At 41.1% G+C, this 18,920-nt stretch carries 18 protein-coding genes and 1 other RNA gene; all 19 read left to right on the top strand.

The annotated features are described in order from the left end of the window. Positions 1–32 precede the first annotated feature (32 nt). The 19 genes from AWM71_RS00970 to rsmH all read left to right on the top strand — a co-directional run bounded on the left by AWM71_RS00970 (position 33) and on the right by rsmH (position 18,920). The gene (locus tag AWM71_RS00970; RefSeq protein ID WP_060776259.1) at positions 33–719 is read left to right on the top strand and encodes a histidine phosphatase family protein; all 687 of its coding nucleotides are present in this window, start codon (positions 33–35) and stop codon (positions 717–719) included. A 68-nt stretch (positions 720–787) separates the two neighbouring features. Next, positions 788–1,151: a transfer-messenger RNA gene (ssrA, locus tag AWM71_RS00965) on the top strand. Positions 1,152–1,341: 190 nt separating this feature from the next. Further along, a complete protein-coding gene (locus AWM71_RS00960; protein WP_060776258.1) occupies positions 1,342–1,983 on the top strand; it encodes an MFS transporter in 642 nt (213 codons plus the stop codon). Beyond that, a complete protein-coding gene (locus AWM71_RS00955; RefSeq protein ID WP_060776257.1) occupies positions 1,959–2,495 on the top strand; it encodes an MFS transporter in 537 nt (178 codons plus the stop codon). Before AWM71_RS00960 ends, AWM71_RS00955 begins: the two co-directional genes overlap by 25 nt. 178 nt (positions 2,496–2,673) lie before the next feature. Continuing rightward, positions 2,674–4,254, top strand: a complete 1,581-nt coding sequence (locus tag AWM71_RS00950) for a peptide chain release factor 3 (RefSeq protein ID WP_082632778.1) — start codon at positions 2,674–2,676, stop codon at positions 4,252–4,254. A gap of 259 nt (positions 4,255–4,513) precedes the next feature. Continuing rightward, positions 4,514–4,999, top strand: coding sequence for a 5-(carboxyamino)imidazole ribonucleotide mutase (gene purE, locus AWM71_RS00945; RefSeq protein ID WP_060776256.1), 486 nt, complete (start codon positions 4,514–4,516; stop codon positions 4,997–4,999). After that, a complete protein-coding gene (gene purK, locus AWM71_RS00940) occupies positions 4,983–6,119 on the top strand; it encodes a 5-(carboxyamino)imidazole ribonucleotide synthase (protein WP_060776255.1) in 1,137 nt (378 codons plus the stop codon). The genes purE and purK overlap by 17 nt, the downstream gene beginning before the upstream one ends. Further along, complete coding sequence (gene purC / locus AWM71_RS00935) at positions 6,120–6,857, top strand: phosphoribosylaminoimidazolesuccinocarboxamide synthase (protein WP_201783956.1); 738 nt, start codon at positions 6,120–6,122, stop codon at positions 6,855–6,857. It abuts the gene before it with no gap. 12 nt (positions 6,858–6,869) lie between these two features. Further along, complete coding sequence (gene purS, locus AWM71_RS00930) at positions 6,870–7,115, top strand: phosphoribosylformylglycinamidine synthase subunit PurS (protein ID WP_060776253.1); 246 nt, start codon at positions 6,870–6,872, stop codon at positions 7,113–7,115. A 3-nt stretch (positions 7,116–7,118) separates the two neighbouring features. Then, entirely contained in the window at positions 7,119–7,796 is a 678-nt protein-coding gene (purQ, locus tag AWM71_RS00925) for a phosphoribosylformylglycinamidine synthase subunit PurQ (protein ID WP_060776252.1), read from the top strand. Position 7,797: 1 nt separating this feature from the next. After that, positions 7,798–10,035: a phosphoribosylformylglycinamidine synthase subunit PurL gene (gene purL / locus AWM71_RS00920; protein ID WP_060777418.1), complete on the top strand. Its 2,238-nt coding sequence runs from the start codon at positions 7,798–7,800 to the stop codon at positions 10,033–10,035. A 44-nt stretch (positions 10,036–10,079) separates the two neighbouring features. Then, a complete protein-coding gene (gene purF / locus AWM71_RS00915) occupies positions 10,080–11,525 on the top strand; it encodes an amidophosphoribosyltransferase (protein WP_060777417.1) in 1,446 nt (481 codons plus the stop codon). Further along, positions 11,506–12,555 carry a phosphoribosylformylglycinamidine cyclo-ligase gene (gene purM, locus AWM71_RS00910; RefSeq protein ID WP_060776251.1) on the top strand — a complete coding sequence of 350 codons (1,050 nt, stop codon included), beginning with the start codon at positions 11,506–11,508 and terminating at the stop codon, positions 12,553–12,555. Before purF ends, purM begins: the two co-directional genes overlap by 20 nt. A 1-nt stretch (position 12,556) precedes the next feature. Continuing rightward, positions 12,557–13,135: a phosphoribosylglycinamide formyltransferase gene (gene purN, locus AWM71_RS00905; RefSeq protein WP_060776250.1), complete on the top strand. Its 579-nt coding sequence runs from the start codon at positions 12,557–12,559 to the stop codon at positions 13,133–13,135. Beyond that, positions 13,132–14,682: a bifunctional phosphoribosylaminoimidazolecarboxamide formyltransferase/IMP cyclohydrolase gene (purH, locus tag AWM71_RS00900; protein WP_060776249.1), complete on the top strand. Its 1,551-nt coding sequence runs from the start codon at positions 13,132–13,134 to the stop codon at positions 14,680–14,682. Before purN ends, purH begins: the two co-directional genes overlap by 4 nt. Before the next feature lie 9 nt (positions 14,683–14,691). Next, entirely contained in the window at positions 14,692–15,975 is a 1,284-nt protein-coding gene (purD, locus tag AWM71_RS00895; RefSeq protein WP_060776248.1) for a phosphoribosylamine--glycine ligase, read from the top strand. Continuing rightward, positions 15,968–17,266, top strand: coding sequence for an adenylosuccinate lyase (gene purB / locus AWM71_RS00890; RefSeq protein ID WP_060776247.1), 1,299 nt, complete (start codon positions 15,968–15,970; stop codon positions 17,264–17,266). The genes purD and purB overlap by 8 nt, the downstream gene beginning before the upstream one ends. Before the next feature lie 241 nt (positions 17,267–17,507). Next, positions 17,508–17,939, top strand: a complete 432-nt coding sequence (gene mraZ / locus AWM71_RS00885; RefSeq protein WP_060777416.1) for a division/cell wall cluster transcriptional repressor MraZ — start codon at positions 17,508–17,510, stop codon at positions 17,937–17,939. Positions 17,940–17,954: 15 nt separating this feature from the next. Continuing rightward, complete coding sequence (gene rsmH / locus AWM71_RS00880; RefSeq protein ID WP_060776246.1) at positions 17,955–18,920, top strand: 16S rRNA (cytosine(1402)-N(4))-methyltransferase RsmH; 966 nt, start codon at positions 17,955–17,957, stop codon at positions 18,918–18,920.

Raw genomic sequence — 18,920 nt, 5'->3', positions numbered from 1 at the left:
AGAAAGATTGATCGTAAGAAAGGAGACAAGTCATGGGAAAAGGTGTTACTATTTACTTTATGCGACATGGACAAACCTATTTGAACAGATATAATCGTATTCAAGGTTGGGCGGACGCTCCTTTGACAGAAGAAGGAGAACGTGATGTTCATCGAAGTGCGATAGGCTTGCGGAAAGTGAATTTCTCAGCAGTCTACACGAGTGATCTTCGGCGGACGATTGCAACCGCCAAGATTGTGTTGCAGCATAACTACTATGCTTCAGCAGATACCAAAATCCATGAATTAAAAGCTTTTCGGGAGCAATTCTTTGGAAGTTTTGAAGGGTTAGAGATTGATCCTGTTTTTCATAAAGTTCAAGACTATGTCCGAACGCATTATGGACAGACAGTTTCAGAGAATGATCGGGTAAAATGTGAAATGGATGCCTTTAAAGCGACAGATCCTGTTCATGAAGCGGAAGATTTTATGAGCTTTTGGATGCGAGTTGAATTAGGTCTGATTGATGTGATTACCCGTCATCGCGAAACAGACCAAAATATTTTAGTGGTTAGTCATGGGATGACTATTCGAAACATGATCCATGAATTGGTCCCTGACTTTAGTATTAAGGAATCTTTAGACAATGCGAGTGTTTCTATTGTGCGTTATCAGGATGGCTTGTATCATTTAGAAGCCTTTAATAAAACGGATCACTTTGCTTTAGCAGAAGAAGGATAGTCGGATTGGTCAAGGGGGTCGATCTTGACAAAGCTAAAAACGATTGTCTATAATAAGAATGTTACTTTGGGGATGTTTATTGGATTCGACAGGCATCAGTCCGGGGTACAGCTACATTACGGAGGTAACGTCTCCGTCAGAAACGTTACTTAAATTTAATTGACAAAAACGAAAGTCAAACTTTAGCTTTCGCTGCTTAGTCAGCGGCTAAGATCCGCCTAGTATCGCCCATGTACTAGTAGTGGGTCTCAATGAAGTGGGATACGTCCGGCGCTTCCACCTGGAGTTAAGGAAAGAGAATAATCAGGTTCGCAAACTAGATCTGTTTGTTGCTTGTCAGCTAGGGCGCTCAATCTAACAAGTCAACTATTAGTGTAAACGCTGTATTAGCGGGGTGTTTGGACAGGGGTTCGATCCCCCTCATCTCCATAATAGAAAATCTGAGCGGTTCTGAGTGAGCCGCTTTTGTTTGTCATCATATTTTTATCACTACGATGACAGCGAAACACCGCTATAGGGAACAATAAATCGCTTTTGTTTCATAAATTGCACAATCAACGAAAAAGCAATCAAAAAAGTCATAGATTTTTGGTAAACTTATAGGGTGAGAGAGGATGAGAATATGAAAAAATCCGTTTTAGCAAGACTAGGCCTCTTATCGTTTGTTTGTTGCATGGCTTTGGTATCGGAATTACTGCCGACAAGCTTCCTAAAAGAAATGGCGGCTGACTTTAAAGTTCCTTTGAGTCAGATGAGTTTGTTAATTGGAATCTATGCCGTGATGTCAGTACTCGCTGGTATCCCAGTCACGCGTGCTTTTTCTTGGGTGAATCGTCGAACTTATTTGATCGTCGTCTGTTTAGGTTTTGCCATCAGTAATCTTTTGATCGCCTGTTCTCCAACCTTTACAGTCGCTTTCATCGGACGGTTGCTTGCAGGATTTACAGCGGGGGCTATGTGGGCAATGATTGCTTCTTATCCGATCGGCTTTTTGCCTTTACAAATCTCTGGACGAGGGGTAGCTATTGTTCTATCAGGTGTAACGATTGGAGTCAGTGTTGCTTTGCCACTTGTAACGAGTATTATTCAATGGATTGGCTGGCGTTTTGGTTTCCTTTTGGTAGGTGGTATGTTCCTCTTACTAGCTATTATTGGAAGAATAGGTTTTGTGAGCGTTCAGGGGGAATCCTATAATGCGCATAATAATTATGGCATAGTTTTGAAAAAAGCAGGGGTCAGATGGTGTGCGTTTTTGACATTTTGATGGTAAGTGCCCATTATGCCTCCTATATTTTTGTACAGTTGATCGCAGACAGAGTCTCTTTAAGTGTTTCTCTTGCCCAGGCTATTTTTGGAATAGGTGCTTTAGTTTCTATTGCTGTCATAGTGCCCTTGATTGATCGTTATTTGTGGCGGCTAGCTTTAGGTATGGTTGCTCTCTTAATAGCGGCTTTGAGTATTTTCATTTGGATGTCTAAGGGATGTTATTGGGGGTATCTTGGATTTGCGTTATGGGGAGCTGCTTTTTCACCGATGACCTCTATCTTACAAACAGCGACAACCAGCCAGGTAGACCAAGGAAAACCACTAGCCAATTCTATTAATGCGACAAGCTATGATTTGGCCATTATGGTGGCTTCTGTTTTAGGGGGTGGCGCTTTAGCGCGGACTGGTTTAGTAGGAGCCTTGAGACTTTCTTTGTTATGTTTGGGATTAGCTTTCCTTATTATTTGGATTAAGAAGTCCTATTTTATGAAAAATCGTGTCGACGAGTAAGGAAACTGTCACTTAGACGTCATTTGTCACGGTCAATAGGGATGAGATTAAGAGATTGGCTAAGGAAAGACAGACATTCCAAGAAAAACTTTATTCTCCTTCCTAAGATATGCTAAGATAGTCTAGATGAACTTTCTCTGAGGAAGTTAATAATGACTCATTAAAAGAACAATAAAGGATGACAAGTATGAATTTAAAAGAAGAAGTAAATAAAAGACGGACTTTTGCGATTATTTCTCACCCAGATGCTGGGAAAACAACTATAACAGAACAGCTCTTACTTTACTCTGGGGCAATTCGTCAAGCAGGGACCGTTAAAGGTAAAAAAACAGGGAAGTTTGCCAAGTCTGACTGGATGGCGATTGAGCAACAGAGAGGAATCTCAGTGACGAGTTCAGTGATGCAGGTGGATTATGATGGCTATCAAGTCAATATCGTGGATACTCCAGGTCATGAGGACTTTTCTGAAGACACCTATCGGACTTTGATGGCTGTGGATGCGGCCGTTATGGTGATTGACTCTGCTAAAGGGATTGAACCACAAACCAAGCGCCTCTTTGAAGTGGTTAGTCATAGGGGGATTCCTATTTTTACCTTTATGAATAAATTAGACCGCGATGGGAGAGAGCCTATGGAATTGATCAGCGAACTGGAAGAGGTTCTAGGAATCGATGCGTATGCGATGAATTGGCCGATGGGAATGGGAAAGACCTACCAAGGCAATTATGACCTCTTTAATAATCGGTTAGAGTTGACGCATCCGGAAGAAAATGAAGGCAACGATTATTTACCGCTGAATGAAGAGGGCCAAGTAGAAGGCGAGTATACGGTTAAGCAGTCGGTTTGGTATGAAGAAGCGATTGATAATGCGCAGTTATTACGAGAAGCCGGGAACGCTTTTGATGAAGATGATATTCGCCAAGGCAAGCTAACACCTGTCTTCTTCGGCTCTGCTTTGACAGGATTCGGTGTTCAAACTTTTCTGGATGCTTTCGTTGATTTTGCACCTTCCCCTCAAGCTATGAAGACTGCAGAAGGCGGGCAAGTAGATCCCTTATCTCCTGATTTAACAGGTTTTATCTTTAAAATTCAAGCCAATATGGACCCTCGCCACCGGGATAGAATTGCCTTTGTTCGAATCTGTTCAGGAGAATTTGAAGAAGGCATGGATGTGAAGATTGCTCGAACAGATAAGAAGATTAAATTAAATAATACCACACGGTTTATGGCGGATAGTCGAGAACATGCGACAGCTGCTGTGGCAGGGGATATTATAGGCCTTTATGATACGGGAAATTTCCAAATTGGAGATTCTATTTATTCAGGTAAGGCCAAGGTGACCTTCCCTGAACTTCCACAATTTACGCCAGAAATTTTTATGAAAGTCAGTCCTAAGAATGTCATGAAGCAAAAATCTTTCCACAAAGGAATTCAACAATTAGTGGAAGAGGGGGCAATTCAGCTCTATAAAACCTGGCATACGGATGAATATATCTTAGGAGCAGTGGGGCAACTTCAGTTTGAAGTCTTCCAATATCGTTTAGCGAACGAATACAATTCGGAAGTCACTATGCAGTCCTTAGGCTCTAAGATTGCCCGTTGGATTCGACCAGACCAGTTAGACCCTTCGATGTCCTCTAGTCGAAATCTGCTCTGCAAAGATAGATTTGATCAACCGGTCTTTCTGTTTGAAAATCAATTTGCAGAGAATTGGTTCCAACAAAAATATCCAGAGGTTCAATTGGATTCTCTCTTGTAAGAAAAAAAGCCAAATAAACATAAATAAAAACCTAGTTGCGAAGATAGTAACTAGGTTTTTTGTTTACAAAATGAAGGAGCCAATTTAGAAAAGTTATCTATTATTGTTCGAATAATCAAATTATAAACTAGGCTTTTTGATTTTTAATTGCATGTACAATTCTGTTATACGAACATTATAAAAATATTTTTAATAAATGTATGTATTTTTATTTGGTAATGTGTTATATTACAAGTGAAGAAGGAAAGGAGTGGATCAAATGGTAGATATCGCAGTCTTAATGGGAAGTGTATCCGATTGGGAAACGATGAAGAAAACCTGTCAAATTTTGGAAGAATTGGGCATTCCTTATGATAAAAAAGTCGTTTCTGCCCATCGGATGCCGGATGAAATGTTCGCTTTTAGTGAGAATGCTCGACAAAGAGGCTATCAAGTGATTATTGCAGGAGCGGGAGGAGCTGCTCACTTACCAGGGATGTTAGCGGCTAAGACAACTTTGCCAGTGATTGGAGTTCCTATCTCTTCAAGAGCCTTGAAAGGGTTGGATTCCTTGTTATCTATTGTTCAAATGCCAGCAGGAGTGCCTGTAGCGACGACAGCTATTGGCAGCTCTGGAGCTAAAAATGCGGCCCTGCTAGCAGCGTCCATATTAAGTTTGCAGAATAAATCCTTAGAACAACAGCTTGATACTTACCGGGAAAAAATGCGTCAAATAGCAATAGAAAGTAGTGAACAGCTTGATTAAAACTATTTTACCTGGACAGACCATTGGAATTATTGGAGGCGGACAACTCGGTCAAATGTTAGCTCAATCAGCTAAAGAAATGGGCTATAAGGTAGGTATCCTAGACCCTACTGAAAATTGTTCAGCCGCACAGGTTTCAGATTTTCATATTCAGGCAGAATTTGAAGATTTAGCAGCCATTAAAGAGTTAGCGAATCGCTGTGATGTGATCACTTTTGAATTTGAAAATATAGATACGGATGTCCTCGATAATTTGAAAAAACACCTCTATCTTCCTCAGGAAACGAGCTTATTGAAGGCGAGTCAGAATCGATTAAGTGAGAAGGCCTTTTTGAAAGCGTGTGGGGTTGAGCTAGCGCCTTATCGCCCGGTTCATACGCGTGGAGAGTTGCAATCAGCGCTGGAAGAATTAGGCTATCCTGCTGTCTTGAAGACGATTCGATTTGGATACGATGGAAAAGGGCAGAAGGTGTTGCATTCACCAAGTGATATAGAAGCATGCCAAGTGTTGTTAGATCAACAGACTTGTGTTTTAGAGAAGTGGATTCCTTTCAAAATGGAATTATCTGTCATGATGGTAGGAAATCCTACAGGAGAGTATGTCTCTTTCCCAGCTTCTGAGAATATTCATTGGCATAATATTCTTCACGAATCTATTGTCCCTGCGCGTATCTCAGAAAAAGTAGCTAAAAAAGCTCAAGAAGTTGCTCATCAAATTGCAAAAGAGGCCCATTTAGTAGGAACTTTAGGAATTGAGATGTTCTTGACTAAGGACGATCAAATTTTAATTAATGAATTAGCACCACGTCCACACAATAGTGGGCATTATACGATAGAAGCTTGTGATTTTTCTCAATTTGACTTACATATTCGAGCTATTTGTAATCTCCCTCTAAGCCAGCCAATCTTACTAAAACCTGCTGTAATGGTTAATATTTTGGGACAGCATGTCAAAGGAGTAGAAGAAGCGGTGGATGATCATCCGGAATGGCATCTTCATTTCTACGGCAAAGACCAAGCCAAAGTAAATCGAAAGATGGGACATATTACTTATTTGACTTCTTCTATTGAACAAACGTTAAAAGACATTGAATCCAGTCATATTTGGGTAAAGGAGTAAATGATGAATCAAGGAAAATTAATTTATTCAGGAAAAGCAAAAGATCTTTATGAAACAGAGCGAGAAGATCAGTTATTAGTTGTGTATAAGGATCAGGCGACAGCAGGAAATGGTGCAAAAAAAGAACAAATCAAAGGAAAAGGAGTTATGAATCAAGAGATTAGCTCTTTGATTTTTAACTATTTGAAAGAGAGAGGAATTGCGACGCATCTCGTTCAGTCAGACCAAGGGGGAAGAGAAGTGGTCAAGAAGATGAAGATGTTTCCATTAGAAGTCGTCTTGAGAAACGTGGCTGCAGGAAGCATTGTGAAAAGATTAGGGGTCAGTGAAGGTACTGAATTTCCTTTGGGAATGGTGGAATTCTTCTATAAGTCAGATGCCCTCAATGATCCTTTCTTGAATGATGAGAATATCTATTTCTTAGGATTAGCTACACCGGAAGACTTAGAAACAATCAAGAAATTGACGCGAAAGATTAATCAAGAATTAAGCAGTCTCTTTGAGAAAATTGGATTGATTTTAGTAGATTTTAAATTGGAATTTGGAAAAACAGAAACCGGCGAAATTTTGCTAGGGGATGAGTTCTCTCCTGATAATGCCCGCTTGTGGGATAAAGATACCCATCAAAGTTTTGATAAGGATATCTTTAGAAAAGATGAAGGCGATATGATGCCTTATTATCAAGAAGTTCGTGACCGTTTAGAAAAAGTATTATCTTCAGAAACACATTCAAAATAAGGGAGCATGATTATGTACCAAGTAGAAATTTTTGTGACGTATAAGCCATCTATTCTTGATCCTCAAGGGGAAGCTATTCAACGCGCTGTTCAACAAATGGGATATTCAGAAGTTCAGTCTGTTCGTCAAGGGAAGTATTTTCAAGTAGAGATTGATCGTTCTGTGGAAAATCTTGAAGCTTGTGTGGAAGAAATTTGTGATCGCTTATTGGCTAATGTCACAATGGAATCTTATAGCTATCGCGTGAAGGAGGATTAAGCCATGAAGTTTGCGGTGATCCAATTTCCTGGCTCAAATTGTGACGGGGATATGTTTTATGCCATTCGAGATGTTTTGGGGGAAGAAGTAGACTTTGTCCCTTGTTCTGAAGAAAGTGTCGATGGGTATGATGCCGTGATGATTCCAGGAGGATTTTCATATGGAGATTATCTACGTTCTGGAGCGATTAGTCGCTTTGCACCGATTATGGCGGGTGTGATTAAATTTGCTGAAAATGGCGGCTTCGTTTTAGGAACCTGTAATGGTTTTCAAATCCTTTGTGAATCAGGACTTTTACCGGGAGCTTTCCTTCCAAATGAAAAACTTCATTTTATTTGTAAGCCTCAGCCTTTAAAAGTGGAAAATGCGAAGACTGCTTTTACCCACCTCTATGAAGAAGGAGAGGAAGTAGTTTTCCCAATTGCTCATGGAGAAGGAAATTATTACTGTGATTCAGAAACCTTAAAAGAATTAAAAGACAATCATCAGATTGTACTGACTTATGCTGGAGAAAATCCTAATGGCTCTGTTGCCAATATTGCTGGAATTACCAATAAGCAGGGAAATGTGATTGGATTGATGCCGCATCCTGAACGGGCAGTGGAAGCCCTAATAGGAGGCGTGGATGGGTTGAAGATGTTCCAAAGCTTACGTGAAAGTTACAAGAAAGCGGGGAAATAGTGTGAGTAAAGCAAACTTAGAACCGACTCCACAAGAAATTAAAGATCAAAAGATCTATCGTGAATGGGGAATGACCGATCAAGAATATGCGCAAGTAGAGGAAATTTTAGGAAGAATGCCTAACTACACAGAAGCCGGTTTATTTGCTGTGATGTGGAGTGAGCATTGCTCTTATAAGAACACCAAGTCACTTTTACGCAAGTTTCCAAGTGAAGGCCCACAAGTGCTTCAAGGACCTGGAGAAGGGGCAGGAATTGTTGATATTGGAGAGGGACAAGCTGTTGTCTTTAAGGCAGAGAGCCATAACCATCCATCCGCTGTTGAACCTTATGAAGGTGCTGCAACAGGAGTGGGGGGAATTATTCGGGATATTTTTTCTATGGGAGCTCAGCCTATCGCTTTATTAGATTCTCTTCGCTTTGCACCTTTAGATCAAGAACGCACCAAGTATATTTTCCAAGAAGTGGTGAATGGCATTGCGGGTTATGGAAATTGTATCGGCATCCCAACAGTAGGTGGAGAGATTGCTTTTGATGAGTGTTACCGTGGAAATCCTTTAGTGAATGTTATGTGTGTAGGGTTGATGGACCAAAAGGATATTCAAAAAGGACGCGCATCTGGTGAAGGTAATTCGATCCTTTATGTAGGTGCTAAAACAGGCCGTGATGGAATTCACGGGGCAACCTTTGCATCGGTTGAATTTAATGATGAACATGAAACCCAACGCTCAGCCGTCCAAGTAGGTGATCCTTTTATGGAAAAACTTTTGATGGATGCCTGCATTGAAGTGGTTAAAACTTGCCAAGATATCTTGATTGGCATTCAAGACATGGGGGCTGCAGGGTTAGTGTCTTCTAGTTCTGAAATGGCTGACAAAGCGGGAAGCGGTTTGGTTTTGGACTTGGATAAGGTCCCTCAAAGAGAGTTGGAAATGACGCCTTATGAGATGATGCTTTCAGAGTCTCAAGAACGTATGTTGTTGTGTGTGAAGAAGGGACATGAAGATCGTATAGTCGAGATCTTTAAACGGTATCATTTAGATGCTGTGAAGATCGGTTATGTGACTTCTGATCAACGCTATCGACTTTATCACCACGGCCAAAAGGTAGCCGATGTTCCAGTAGCTTCATTAGCTGAAGCTCCAGAGTGCGAGAATCCTTCACAAATGCCTGAACGTATCCGTCAAGCAAGTGTTGAATCCTATCAGCCACAAGTAGAGGATCCTACCCAAATCTTGAAGGATCTCCTCCAACGCCCAACGATAGCTTCTAAGCGGCAAGCGGTTTATCAAAGTTATGACTCTATGGTGAGAACACAAACCGTTGTTGGGCCAGGGAGTGATGCAGCAGTCCTAAGAATTCGTGGTAGTCAAAAAGCTTTAGCGATGACTACGGATTGTAATGCACGCTACATTGCCTTGAACCCTCGAGTAGGAGGTATGATGGCAGTCAGTGAGGCGGCTAGAAATATTGTAGCCAGTGGGGGGCAACCACTAGCGATTACAGATTGCTTGAACTTTGGTAATCCTAAAGATCCAGAAATCTTTTATGAAATGAAGGAATCTGTGGAAGGAATTGTGGAAGCTTGTTTGCAACTCCATACGCCTGTGATTTCAGGAAATGTCTCTTTGAATAATGAAAGTAATGGTCAAGCGATTTATCCTACACCCATGATAGGGATGGTGGGCTTAATTAAAGAGATCAAACATATTACGCGCCAACACTTTAAAAAGGCAGGCGATTTGATTTACCTCATTGGAAAAACAGGACAAGCTTTTAATGGGTCAGAAATACAACTGATGCAGACCGGAAAGATTGAGGGGTGTTTATTTGACTTTGATTTAGAGGAAGAAGTAGCTAATCAAAAAGCGGTTCTCTCAGCGATTCAAGAAGACTTTTTACAATCTGCACATGACCTCAGTGAGGGGGGGTTAGCCGTTGGATTAGCAGAATGTCTTTTCTCTACGGGATTAGGACTTGATGCCTTCTTTGATGGAAAAGTGGAGCAAGTCTTCAGTGAAGATCAAAGCCGGTTTATTGTGTCGATCTCATCAGAACAACGAGAAGCTTTTGAAGCCAAATATGGGGAAGGCTTTACCTATTTAGGACGTGTAACAGACGAAGGGGAGTATCGTTTAGAAACACAAACAGGAACTATTCACGCTTCAGTAGAAGAACTTAACCGATTATGGGAAGGAGCGATCGGGTGTCAGCTCAAAGAAAAAGAGAGTTTATTGTAGAAGGAGACTATGTTTCTACTTTTATTGATCAGGAAACGTACGATTTGCCTTATGAAGAGTGTGGCTTGATTGGAATATGGAATAACAAGCAAGCAGCTCGTTGCGCCTTTTATGGGTTGATGGCTTTGCAGCATCGCGGGCAAGAAGGGGCCGGTATTACAACAATCGATGAAACCGGGAGAATGTCTGACTACCGTGGATTAGGGCTCGTTAGTGAAATCTTTAAAGAAGATCACCGATTTGAAGGATTGAAAGGTCGGTTCGCCCTTGGTCATGTTCGCTATTCGACAAGCGGAGAGTCTTCTTTGGATAATATTCAACCTTTTCTCTTTCACTTTAATGAAGGGGACGTGGCTTTAGCCCATAATGGGAATTTGGTGAATGGCCAAATCCTCAAAAAGCGCTTAGAAAAGGAAGGCGCCATTTTCAGATCAACATCAGATAGTGAAGTCCTTATGCATTTGATTCGCCATAGTCCAAAAACGACTTTCTTTGATCGGGTCAAAGATGCCCTTTGTCAGGTGAAGGGAGGATTTACTTACTTAGTATTAACTGAAAAAGCCTTGATTGGGGCCTGTGATCCGAATGGTTTTCGTCCTTTAGTCGTTGGCCGAATGGCGGACGGCAGTTACGTTATGGCGAGCGAATCGTGCGCTTTGAATCAATTAGGGGCTGAGGTTCTGTTTGATGTAGAAGCAGGAGAAATTGTCACGATTAGTCGAGAAGGAATTCATCGCGAATACTATACCTCCAATCGGCAACAAGCGATTTGCTCTATGGAATATATTTATTTTGCGCGTCCGGATTCCAATATTCACGATGTGAATGTCCATATGGCTCGCAAAAATTGTGGACGAATCCTGGCCAAAGAAGCACCTAGCTTGTCGGCGGATATTGTTGTGGGGGTTCCTAATTCTTCACTTTCAGCTGCTATGGGATATGCGGAAGTATCTGGTCTCCCCAATGAGATGGGCTTAGTTAAAAATCAATATGTAGGAAGAACATTTATTCAACCGACACAGGAAGAGAGAGAATTAGGCGTTCGGATGAAACTCTCAGCAGTGTCCAAGTTAGTGAGCGGCAAGCGAGTAGTTATGATTGATGATTCCATTGTTCGGGGAACTACTTCTAAAAGAATTGTTCAACTTTTACGAGAAGCAGGAGCTCTTGAAGTGCATGTCCGCATTGCCAGTCCTCCTTTGAAATTTCCTTGTTTTTATGGCATTGATATTTCCAATACTCATGAACTAATAGCTGCTGGGCATTCTGTTGAAGAAATTCGAGATTTAATCGGAGCAGATTCTTTAGCCTTTTTAAGTCAAGAAGGATTGATAGAAGGGATCGGCTTGAAGAGTTCATCACCTTATAACGGCCTTTGCATGGCTTATTTCAATGGAGATTATCCAACGGCACTCTATGATTATGAAGAAGAATATCTGCAATCACTGAAAGAATTGGAGGAAGCAGGACATGGCAAAAGCTTATCGTGAAGCCGGCGTAGATGTAGAAGCAGGTTATGAAGCAGTAGAAAGAATCAAAAAACATGTGGCAACGACTCTACGTCCAGAAGTTTTATCAAAATTAGGGAGCTTTGGAGCAAGTGTCAGCTTAAAATCTTTCTCTTATGAAGAACCTGTGTTAGTTTCTGGAACAGATGGGGTAGGAACCAAGCTTTTAATAGCGATTAACCAGCAAAAATACGATACTATTGGGATTGATTGTGTGGCTATGTGCGTTAATGATATTTTGGCACAAGGTGCAGAACCTCTCTTTTTCCTAGATTATTTGGCAGTGGATAAAAATAGACCTGAGATCATTGAAGAACTTGTCAAGGGAATCTGCGAAGGCTGCCGACAAGCGGGAGCTTCTCTAGTAGGAGGAGAAACAGCAGAGATGCCGGGGGTGTACAGCCAGGGGGACTTTGATATGGCAGGATTTGCTGTGGGAATTGGTGAACGTCAGCGGCTCATCGATTTAGATCAGGTCCAAGAAGGTGATTATTTGATAGGATTAGCTTCTTCAGGAATCCATTCCAACGGTTATTCTTTGGTTCGAAAAATTCTTTTGGAAGACTATCATTTCAACTTATCTGACAAGATCTCATGCCTTTCTGAAGACCAAACCCTAGGAGAAATTTTGCTGACTCCGACCCGCATCTATGTGAAGAGTGTGTTGCCTCTTATTCAAAAGGGGAAAATTCATTCTTTAGCCCATATTACAGGAGGTGGCTTTATTGAAAATGTTCCTAGAATGTTGCCGAAAGGTTTGAAGGCTGATATTCAGTTAGGGAGTTTTGATTGTCCGGCTCTCTTTGATTTCTTAGAAGAAAAAGGGAAAATCCCTCATCGCCAAATGTATGAGATCTTTAATATGGGGATTGGGATGGTCTTGGCAGTTGGAGAAGATGATTTAGAAGAAGTTCAAACCACTTTAACTGCCACAGGTGAAAAAGTTTCTGTTATCGGTCGAGTGAAGAAACGATCAGATAATGAAAGTGCTGTGCGATTGGAGGAAGCTTAAAATGAAATGTGCCGTATTCGCTTCAGGAAATGGGTCTAATTTTCAAGCCTTAGTGGAAGCTTTTTCTAATCCTAAAGAGGGCGTTGAAATCTCTTTCTTATTTTCAGATCATAAAGACGCCTATGCCTTGACCCGTGCAGAAAATTTAGGGATAAAATTCTTTACTTTTAGTCCTCAAGATTTTAAATCAAGAGAGGATTATGAAGAGGCCTTAGTGACCCTTTGTCAGAAAGAAAAGGTAGATTATATTCTTCTAGCGGGGTATATGCGGCTCATTTATGCTCCTTTATTGGAGGCTTTTCCTCACCGAATTATTAATATTCATCCTTCTCTCTTGCCAGCTTTCCCAGGTCGAACGGGTATTAAAGATGCCTTTAAGGCAGGAGTGAAGGAAACAGGGGTGACCGTTCATTATGTCAATGAAGAAATTGATAGTGGAGAAATTCTCTCTCAGGTCAAAGTAGCCATAGAAGAAGATGATGATTTAGATTCTCTTGCTCAGAGAATTCATCAAGCAGAACATCGTTTATATGCCAGTGTTGTCCGTCAATTAAGTCAAGCGAAAGGAAGTAAAAAATGACAAGAGCCTTAATAAGTGTGTCTGATAAATCAGGTATCGTAGACTTAGCTAAAAGTTTTGTAGCAGAAGGAATTGAAATTCTCTCTACCGGTGGGACCCAAAAGGTTCTCGAGAAAGCCGGATTATCTGTGATTTCTGTCGAAAGTGTAACAGGTTTTCCAGAAATGATGGACGGAAGAGTGAAGACCCTTCATCCTAAAATCCATGGGGCCTTATTAGGTCTTCGTGATCGAAAAGATCATCTTCAAGCCATGGAAGACCACCAGATTGTGCCGATTGATTATGTAGTGGTTAACCTCTATCCTTTCAAAGAAACCATTGCTAATCCTCAATCAACGCTATCAGATGCTATTGAAAATATTGATATTGGTGGCCCTTCTATGATTCGTTCAGCAGCTAAAAATTACGCTTCTGTGACGGTCGTTACCGATCCTGATGATTACGCTCTTATTCAGGAAAGCTTGAAAGAAAAGGGAGAGACGGATTTAGAATTACGTGCTCGCTTAGCAGCTAAAGCTTTCCGGCATACGGCTCAATATGATGCCTTAATCGCTCAATATTTAACTCGAGAAGTAGGCGAAGAGCAGCCGGAGAGCTTAACTTTAACCTATCAATTGAAACAAAGCTTACGTTATGGAGAAAACAGTCACCAACAAGCCCAGTTTTATGAAGAACTTTTGCCAGTCGCTTTTAGCTTAACGCAAGCCATTCAGATTCAAGGTAAGGAACTTTCTTACAATAATATCAAAGATGCAGATGCAGCTTTACGGATGATAGCTGAATTTAAGGAACCTACAGCGATTGCTTTGAAACATATGAATCCTTGCGGGGTCGGCAAGGCAGACACGATTGAACAAGCTTTTGAATATTGCTTTGAAGCAGATCCTACCTCTATTTATGGGGGAATTGTTGTCGTGAATCGTCCAGTGACCAAGGCACTTGCTCAGTTACTTCGTCCGATTTTCTTAGAAATTGTGATTGCTCCTTCGTTTGATTCAGAAGCTTTAGAGATTCTAAGTCAGAAGAAGAATTTGCGGGTGATGGCGTTAAGTGGCTTTAAAGAAGGCATTCAACCTGCTAAGGAATACGTTTCTGTCATGGGAGGACTTCTAGTTCAAGACCAAGATATCCCTCAAGAAGAAAACGAAACTTTCCAAGCTATGGGCGAAAAAAAAGCCGATTCAGATTTACGTGAAGCCTTAGCGTTTGCTTGGAAGGTGGTTAAACATGTCAAATCGAATGCTATCGTGGTGACGAATGCCTATCAAACTTTAGGAATTGGTGCAGGGCAAATGAACCGCGTGGGTGCCTGCAAGATTGCCATTGAAGAAGCGGGGCAACATATGAAGCAAGAAGATCATAGTCCAATGGTTTTGGCGAGTGATGCTTTCCTTCCAATGCGGGATACAGCGGCTTATGCATGTGCACATGGCATTCAAGCTATCATTCAGCCGGGCGGGTCTATTCATGATGAAGACTCTATTGAAGAAGTGGATCAAGCAGGAATTCCAATGTTGAAAACAGGAATTCGTCATTTTAGACATTAGGAGGATAAGATGAATCTGTTAGTGATTGGAAACGGTGGTCGGGAACATGCTTTGGCTTTAAAATTATTAAAATCAAAATGTGTTCAAAAGGTGTATTGCGCACCTGGTAATTCAGGAATGGCCCAAACAGGAATTTTCTGTGTAGATATTGAAAGTACAAACTTTGAAGCTTTGATTGCTTTTGCGAAAGATCATGCTATTGCTTGGACGATTGTTGGACCAGAACTTCCTCTTTTTGAAGGAATTGTGGATGCTTTTGAGGCAGAAGGTCTAAAAATATTTGGCCCGAGTCAATCTGCTAGTCGTCTAGAAGGATCCAAGAGTTTTGCGAAGCACTTAATGAAAAAATATCATATTCCAACCGCCGCTTTTGAAAATTATTTTGAATTGGAAGAAGCCTTAGATTCCCTCAAAAATCGGGAATATCCGATTGTGATTAAGGCGGATGGCCCAGCTGCCGGCAAGGGAGTGACAATTGCCGGAAACGAAGAAGAAGCCAAAGAAGCTTTACGGGATATTTTTACTCAGGAAAAGTATGGTCATCAAGAAAAGGTAGTGATCGAAGAGTATCTAGAAGGACCTGAATTTTCTTTCTTTTCTTTAGTGTATAAGGGCCAAGTTCTACACCTTCCAACTGCTCAAGACCATAAAAGAGCCTACGAAGGAGATAAGGGACCTAATACTGGAGGAATGGGGGCTTATGCCCCCGTACCATTTGTAGATGAAGCCTTAAAACAAGAAGTCATCGATCAAATTGTACAAAAAACCTTAGACGCTATGGTTTTAGAAGGCTGCTCTTATCAAGGAATTCTTTATACAGGGTTAATGTTGACAGCGGATGGTCCCAAAGTGATTGAATTTAATTGCCGCTTTGGAGATCCTGAAACGCAAATCCTTCTTCCTTTGTTAAGTGACCAATTGGCAGAAAGTATCACGCAATTACTTGCAGGCGAAAAAGCAAGTTTACCTTTAGTAGAAGGACAAGCGAGTTTTGGCGTGGTATTAGCTGCGAAAGGTTACCCAGAGTCCCCATTAAAGGGCCTTGAAATTCCAAAATCGTTTTTAGAGGGAAGCGACGAAGTGTCTGTCCTCTCTTATGCTTTGAGGGAAGAAGAGGGAAAATTTTACTCTGAAGGAGGACGAATAGCGATGGTTATTTCTATGCAAGAAGATCTCGCTCAAGCCAGACAAGTAGTCTATGATTACTTGGCGACTCATCCTATTTCACATACCTTTTACCGCCAAGATATTGCACATCAAGCCCTAGAAAGCAAGGAGGTTAACGATGATTAATCGGTATACACGTCCAGAGATGAAGAAGATTTGGTCTCAAAAGAATCGCTATCAAACGTGGTTGAAAGTAGAGATTTTAGCAGCAGAAGCCTGGAGCCAATTAGGCCATATTCCTTTTGAAGATGTGGAAACTTTGTGGAAAAAGGCCAGCTTTGATGAAAAACGGATTGAAGAAATTGAAGCCATCACTCATCACGATGTTGTGGCCTTTACGCGCTGCCTTTCGGAATCTTTAGGGGAAGAGAAAAAATGGGTGCATTATGGACTCACCTCGACAGACGTGGTAGATACAGCGCAAGGCCATCAGTTGAAACAAGCGAATGATGTCATCCAAAAAGATTTGGAAGAATTTTTAGAAGTTTTAAAAGAAAAAGCTATTCAGTATAAGGAGACCGTTTGTATGGGGCGTACGCATGGCGTTCATGCGGAACCTACTACCTTTGGATTAAAAATGGCCCGTTATTATGCAGAAATGAAACGCCAAATGGAGCGCTTTGAGCATGCCAGAAAGGGCGTAGAAGCCGGGAAAATTTCAGGGGCTGTGGGAACGTATGCTAATGTGCCTCCGTTTGTTCAAGATTATGTCTGTCAAAAATTAGGAATTCGTTCCCAAGAGATTTCAACACAGGTATTGCCTAGAGATTTACATGCAGAATATCTTTCTTCTTTAGCTTTGATTGCGACGAGTATAGAGAATATAGCCACTGAAATTCGCCATCTTCAAAAATCCGAAGTTCGGGAAGTAGAAGAAGCCTTCGAAAAAGGACAAAAAGGTTCCAGTGCCATGCCGCATAAACGCAATCCGATTTCGAGTGAAAATGTAACAGGCTTGGCTAGGGTATGTCGCGGACATATGGTGACCGCCTATGAAAACGTTGCTCTCTGGCATGAACGGGATATTTCCCATTCGAGTGCAGAACGTATCATTTTGTCCGATACGACAACTTTGGTAGATTATATGCTATGCCGATTTAAGAAAGTCGTTCAAACGTTAACGATTTTCCCAGAAAATATGCTCAAGAATATGCAGGCAACACATGGTCTCATTTATAGTCAACGTTTGCTTCTCAAACTAGTGGACAAAGGACTTTCTAGAGAGGAAGCTTATGACCGTGTTCAACCTCTAACTGCGCAATCTTGGGAACAACAATGTGATTTCAAAGACTTGGTGAAGGTGACAACCAGCATTACCCAGTTCCTTAGTTCAGAGGAGATTGAAGATGCCTTTGACTTCCATTATCACTTGCGTCGGGTAGATGAAATCTATCGTCGAATGGGGTTAATGGAATAAAAAGAAGAAGCCATTTCCAATGAAACTAATAATAAAATAAATACTAGAAGCTCTCCAAATTTTGGGGAGCTTTTATTTTCCCCTCCACTTGTCCCCACTTCGAGAAATCCTTTAATAGAAAGGCTTTCTCGAAGTGTAAAAATATAATATAGAAATTTTTTTAAAAAAGTTTGGGGAAAAATGGAGGAATGTGGTGAAATGTGGTAAACTAAGAGTACTAGAAGAAAATCGGGTGAAGACTATGCTGATGGGAGAGTATAAACATAATATTGACGGCAAAGGCCGTCTGATTATACCAGCCAAATTAAGGGAAGATTTGGGGGATCATTTTGTGATCACTCGAGGCCTTGATGGCTGTATTTTTGGTTATCCCGAAGAATCTTGGGAGCTTGTTCAAGAAAAGTTGAAAAAACTTCCTATGGCTAAAAAAGAGGCACGTGCTTATACCCGTTTTTTCTATTCATCTGCTTCAGAAGTAGAAATTGATAAGCAAGGTCGCATTAATTTGTCACAATCTCTTATTGATTATGCGCATTTGACCAAGGCTTGTCGGATTATCGGAGTCAGTGAACGCATTGAAATTTGGGATGAAGAGCACTGGTTGAAGATGTCTGAGGATATTTCTGAAAGCTTTGAAGATTTAGCAGAGAATTTATTTGATTTTGGATTGTAAGAGAAGGAGTAGAGCATGACTGAGTCCTTTCATCATGTCACAGTATTACTAAAAGAAACCGTTGATGCTTTAGCTATTCGGCCTAATGGAGTGTATGTGGACTGCACCTTAGGCGGAGGAGGTCACTCGGCTTATTTATTAAGTCACTTGAATTCAGAAGGTCATTTGTATGCTTTCGATCAAGATATCACCGCTATTCGTCATGCCCGTATAAAATTTGAAAAAGAAATTCAAGAAGGCAAATTAACCTTAATCCATGCCAACTTTAGATATTTAAAACAAGAATTGGCAGCCTTTGGAGTCAGTGAAGTGGATGGCATCCTTTACGATTTAGGAGTTTCCTCCCCACAATTAGATGATGCCAGTCGGGGCTTCTCTTATCGCCAGGATGCCCCTTTGGATATGCGAATGGATCGGTCTCAAGATCTTACAGCTGAAGAAATCGTCAATACCTGGTCTTTTCAAGATTTACAGCGTATTTTTAAGCGGTATGGCGAAGAAAAATTCTCGAAGCAAGTGGCTCGTCTCATTGAGACGAAACGTCAACATCATCCGATTACTCACACAGAAGAGTTAGTGGAAATTATTCGAGAAGCGATACCTGCGGCTGCCCGTCGTAAGGGAGGCCATCCTGCCAAACGTGTTTTTCAAGCCATTCGTATTGCAGTGAATGATGAATTAGGAGCGATTGAGGAGTCTTTGAGCCAAGCCTTATCTCTCATTAAGGCGAAGGGAAGGATTTCTGTTATTAGTTTTCAATCCCTAGAAGATCGAATTGTTAAGGTAATGTTTAAAGAAGCCAGTTCACCCGAACAAGTTCCATCTGCTATTCCTCTTCCAGCGGATCAACTTCCAAAAGCCAATTTTCAATTAATTAACCATAAGCCGATTTACCCTTCAATAACGGAACAGGAAGAAAATCCTCGGTCGACAAGCGCTAAGTTAAGGGTTATTGAACGTGTGAATGAAAAGAAGGAGTGA

The organism is Aerococcus christensenii, assembly GCF_001543105.1.
GTDB lineage: Bacteria > Bacillota > Bacilli > Lactobacillales > Aerococcaceae > Aerococcus > Aerococcus christensenii.
This window is presented reverse-complemented; position numbering and strand designations above follow the sequence as displayed.

Excerpts from the sequence above, each read along its gene's own strand:
- AWM71_RS00970 (WP_060776259.1), top strand. The coding sequence starts at position 33 with ATGGGAAAAGGTGTTACTATTTACTTTATGCGACATGGACAAACCTAT.
- purB (WP_060776247.1), top strand. The coding sequence starts at position 15,968 with ATGATTAATCGGTATACACGTCCAGAGATGAAGAAGATTTGGTCTCAA.
- purS (WP_060776253.1), top strand. The coding sequence starts at position 6,870 with ATGTACCAAGTAGAAATTTTTGTGACGTATAAGCCATCTATTCTTGAT.
- purH (WP_060776249.1), top strand. The coding sequence starts at position 13,132 with ATGACAAGAGCCTTAATAAGTGTGTCTGATAAATCAGGTATCGTAGAC.
- AWM71_RS00950 (WP_082632778.1), top strand. The coding sequence starts at position 2,674 with ATGACAAGTATGAATTTAAAAGAAGAAGTAAATAAAAGACGGACTTTT.
- purM (WP_060776251.1), top strand. The coding sequence starts at position 11,506 with ATGGCAAAAGCTTATCGTGAAGCCGGCGTAGATGTAGAAGCAGGTTAT.
- purD (WP_060776248.1), top strand. The coding sequence starts at position 14,692 with ATGAATCTGTTAGTGATTGGAAACGGTGGTCGGGAACATGCTTTGGCT.
- purC (WP_201783956.1), top strand. The coding sequence starts at position 6,120 with ATGATGAATCAAGGAAAATTAATTTATTCAGGAAAAGCAAAAGATCTT.
- mraZ (WP_060777416.1), top strand. The coding sequence starts at position 17,508 with ATGCTGATGGGAGAGTATAAACATAATATTGACGGCAAAGGCCGTCTG.
- rsmH (WP_060776246.1), top strand. The coding sequence starts at position 17,955 with ATGACTGAGTCCTTTCATCATGTCACAGTATTACTAAAAGAAACCGTT.
- AWM71_RS00960 (WP_060776258.1), top strand. The coding sequence starts at position 1,342 with ATGAAAAAATCCGTTTTAGCAAGACTAGGCCTCTTATCGTTTGTTTGT.
- purE (WP_060776256.1), top strand. The coding sequence starts at position 4,514 with ATGGTAGATATCGCAGTCTTAATGGGAAGTGTATCCGATTGGGAAACG.
- purQ (WP_060776252.1), top strand. The coding sequence starts at position 7,119 with ATGAAGTTTGCGGTGATCCAATTTCCTGGCTCAAATTGTGACGGGGAT.
- purN (WP_060776250.1), top strand. The coding sequence starts at position 12,557 with ATGAAATGTGCCGTATTCGCTTCAGGAAATGGGTCTAATTTTCAAGCC.
- AWM71_RS00955 (WP_060776257.1), top strand. The coding sequence starts at position 1,959 with ATGGTGTGCGTTTTTGACATTTTGATGGTAAGTGCCCATTATGCCTCC.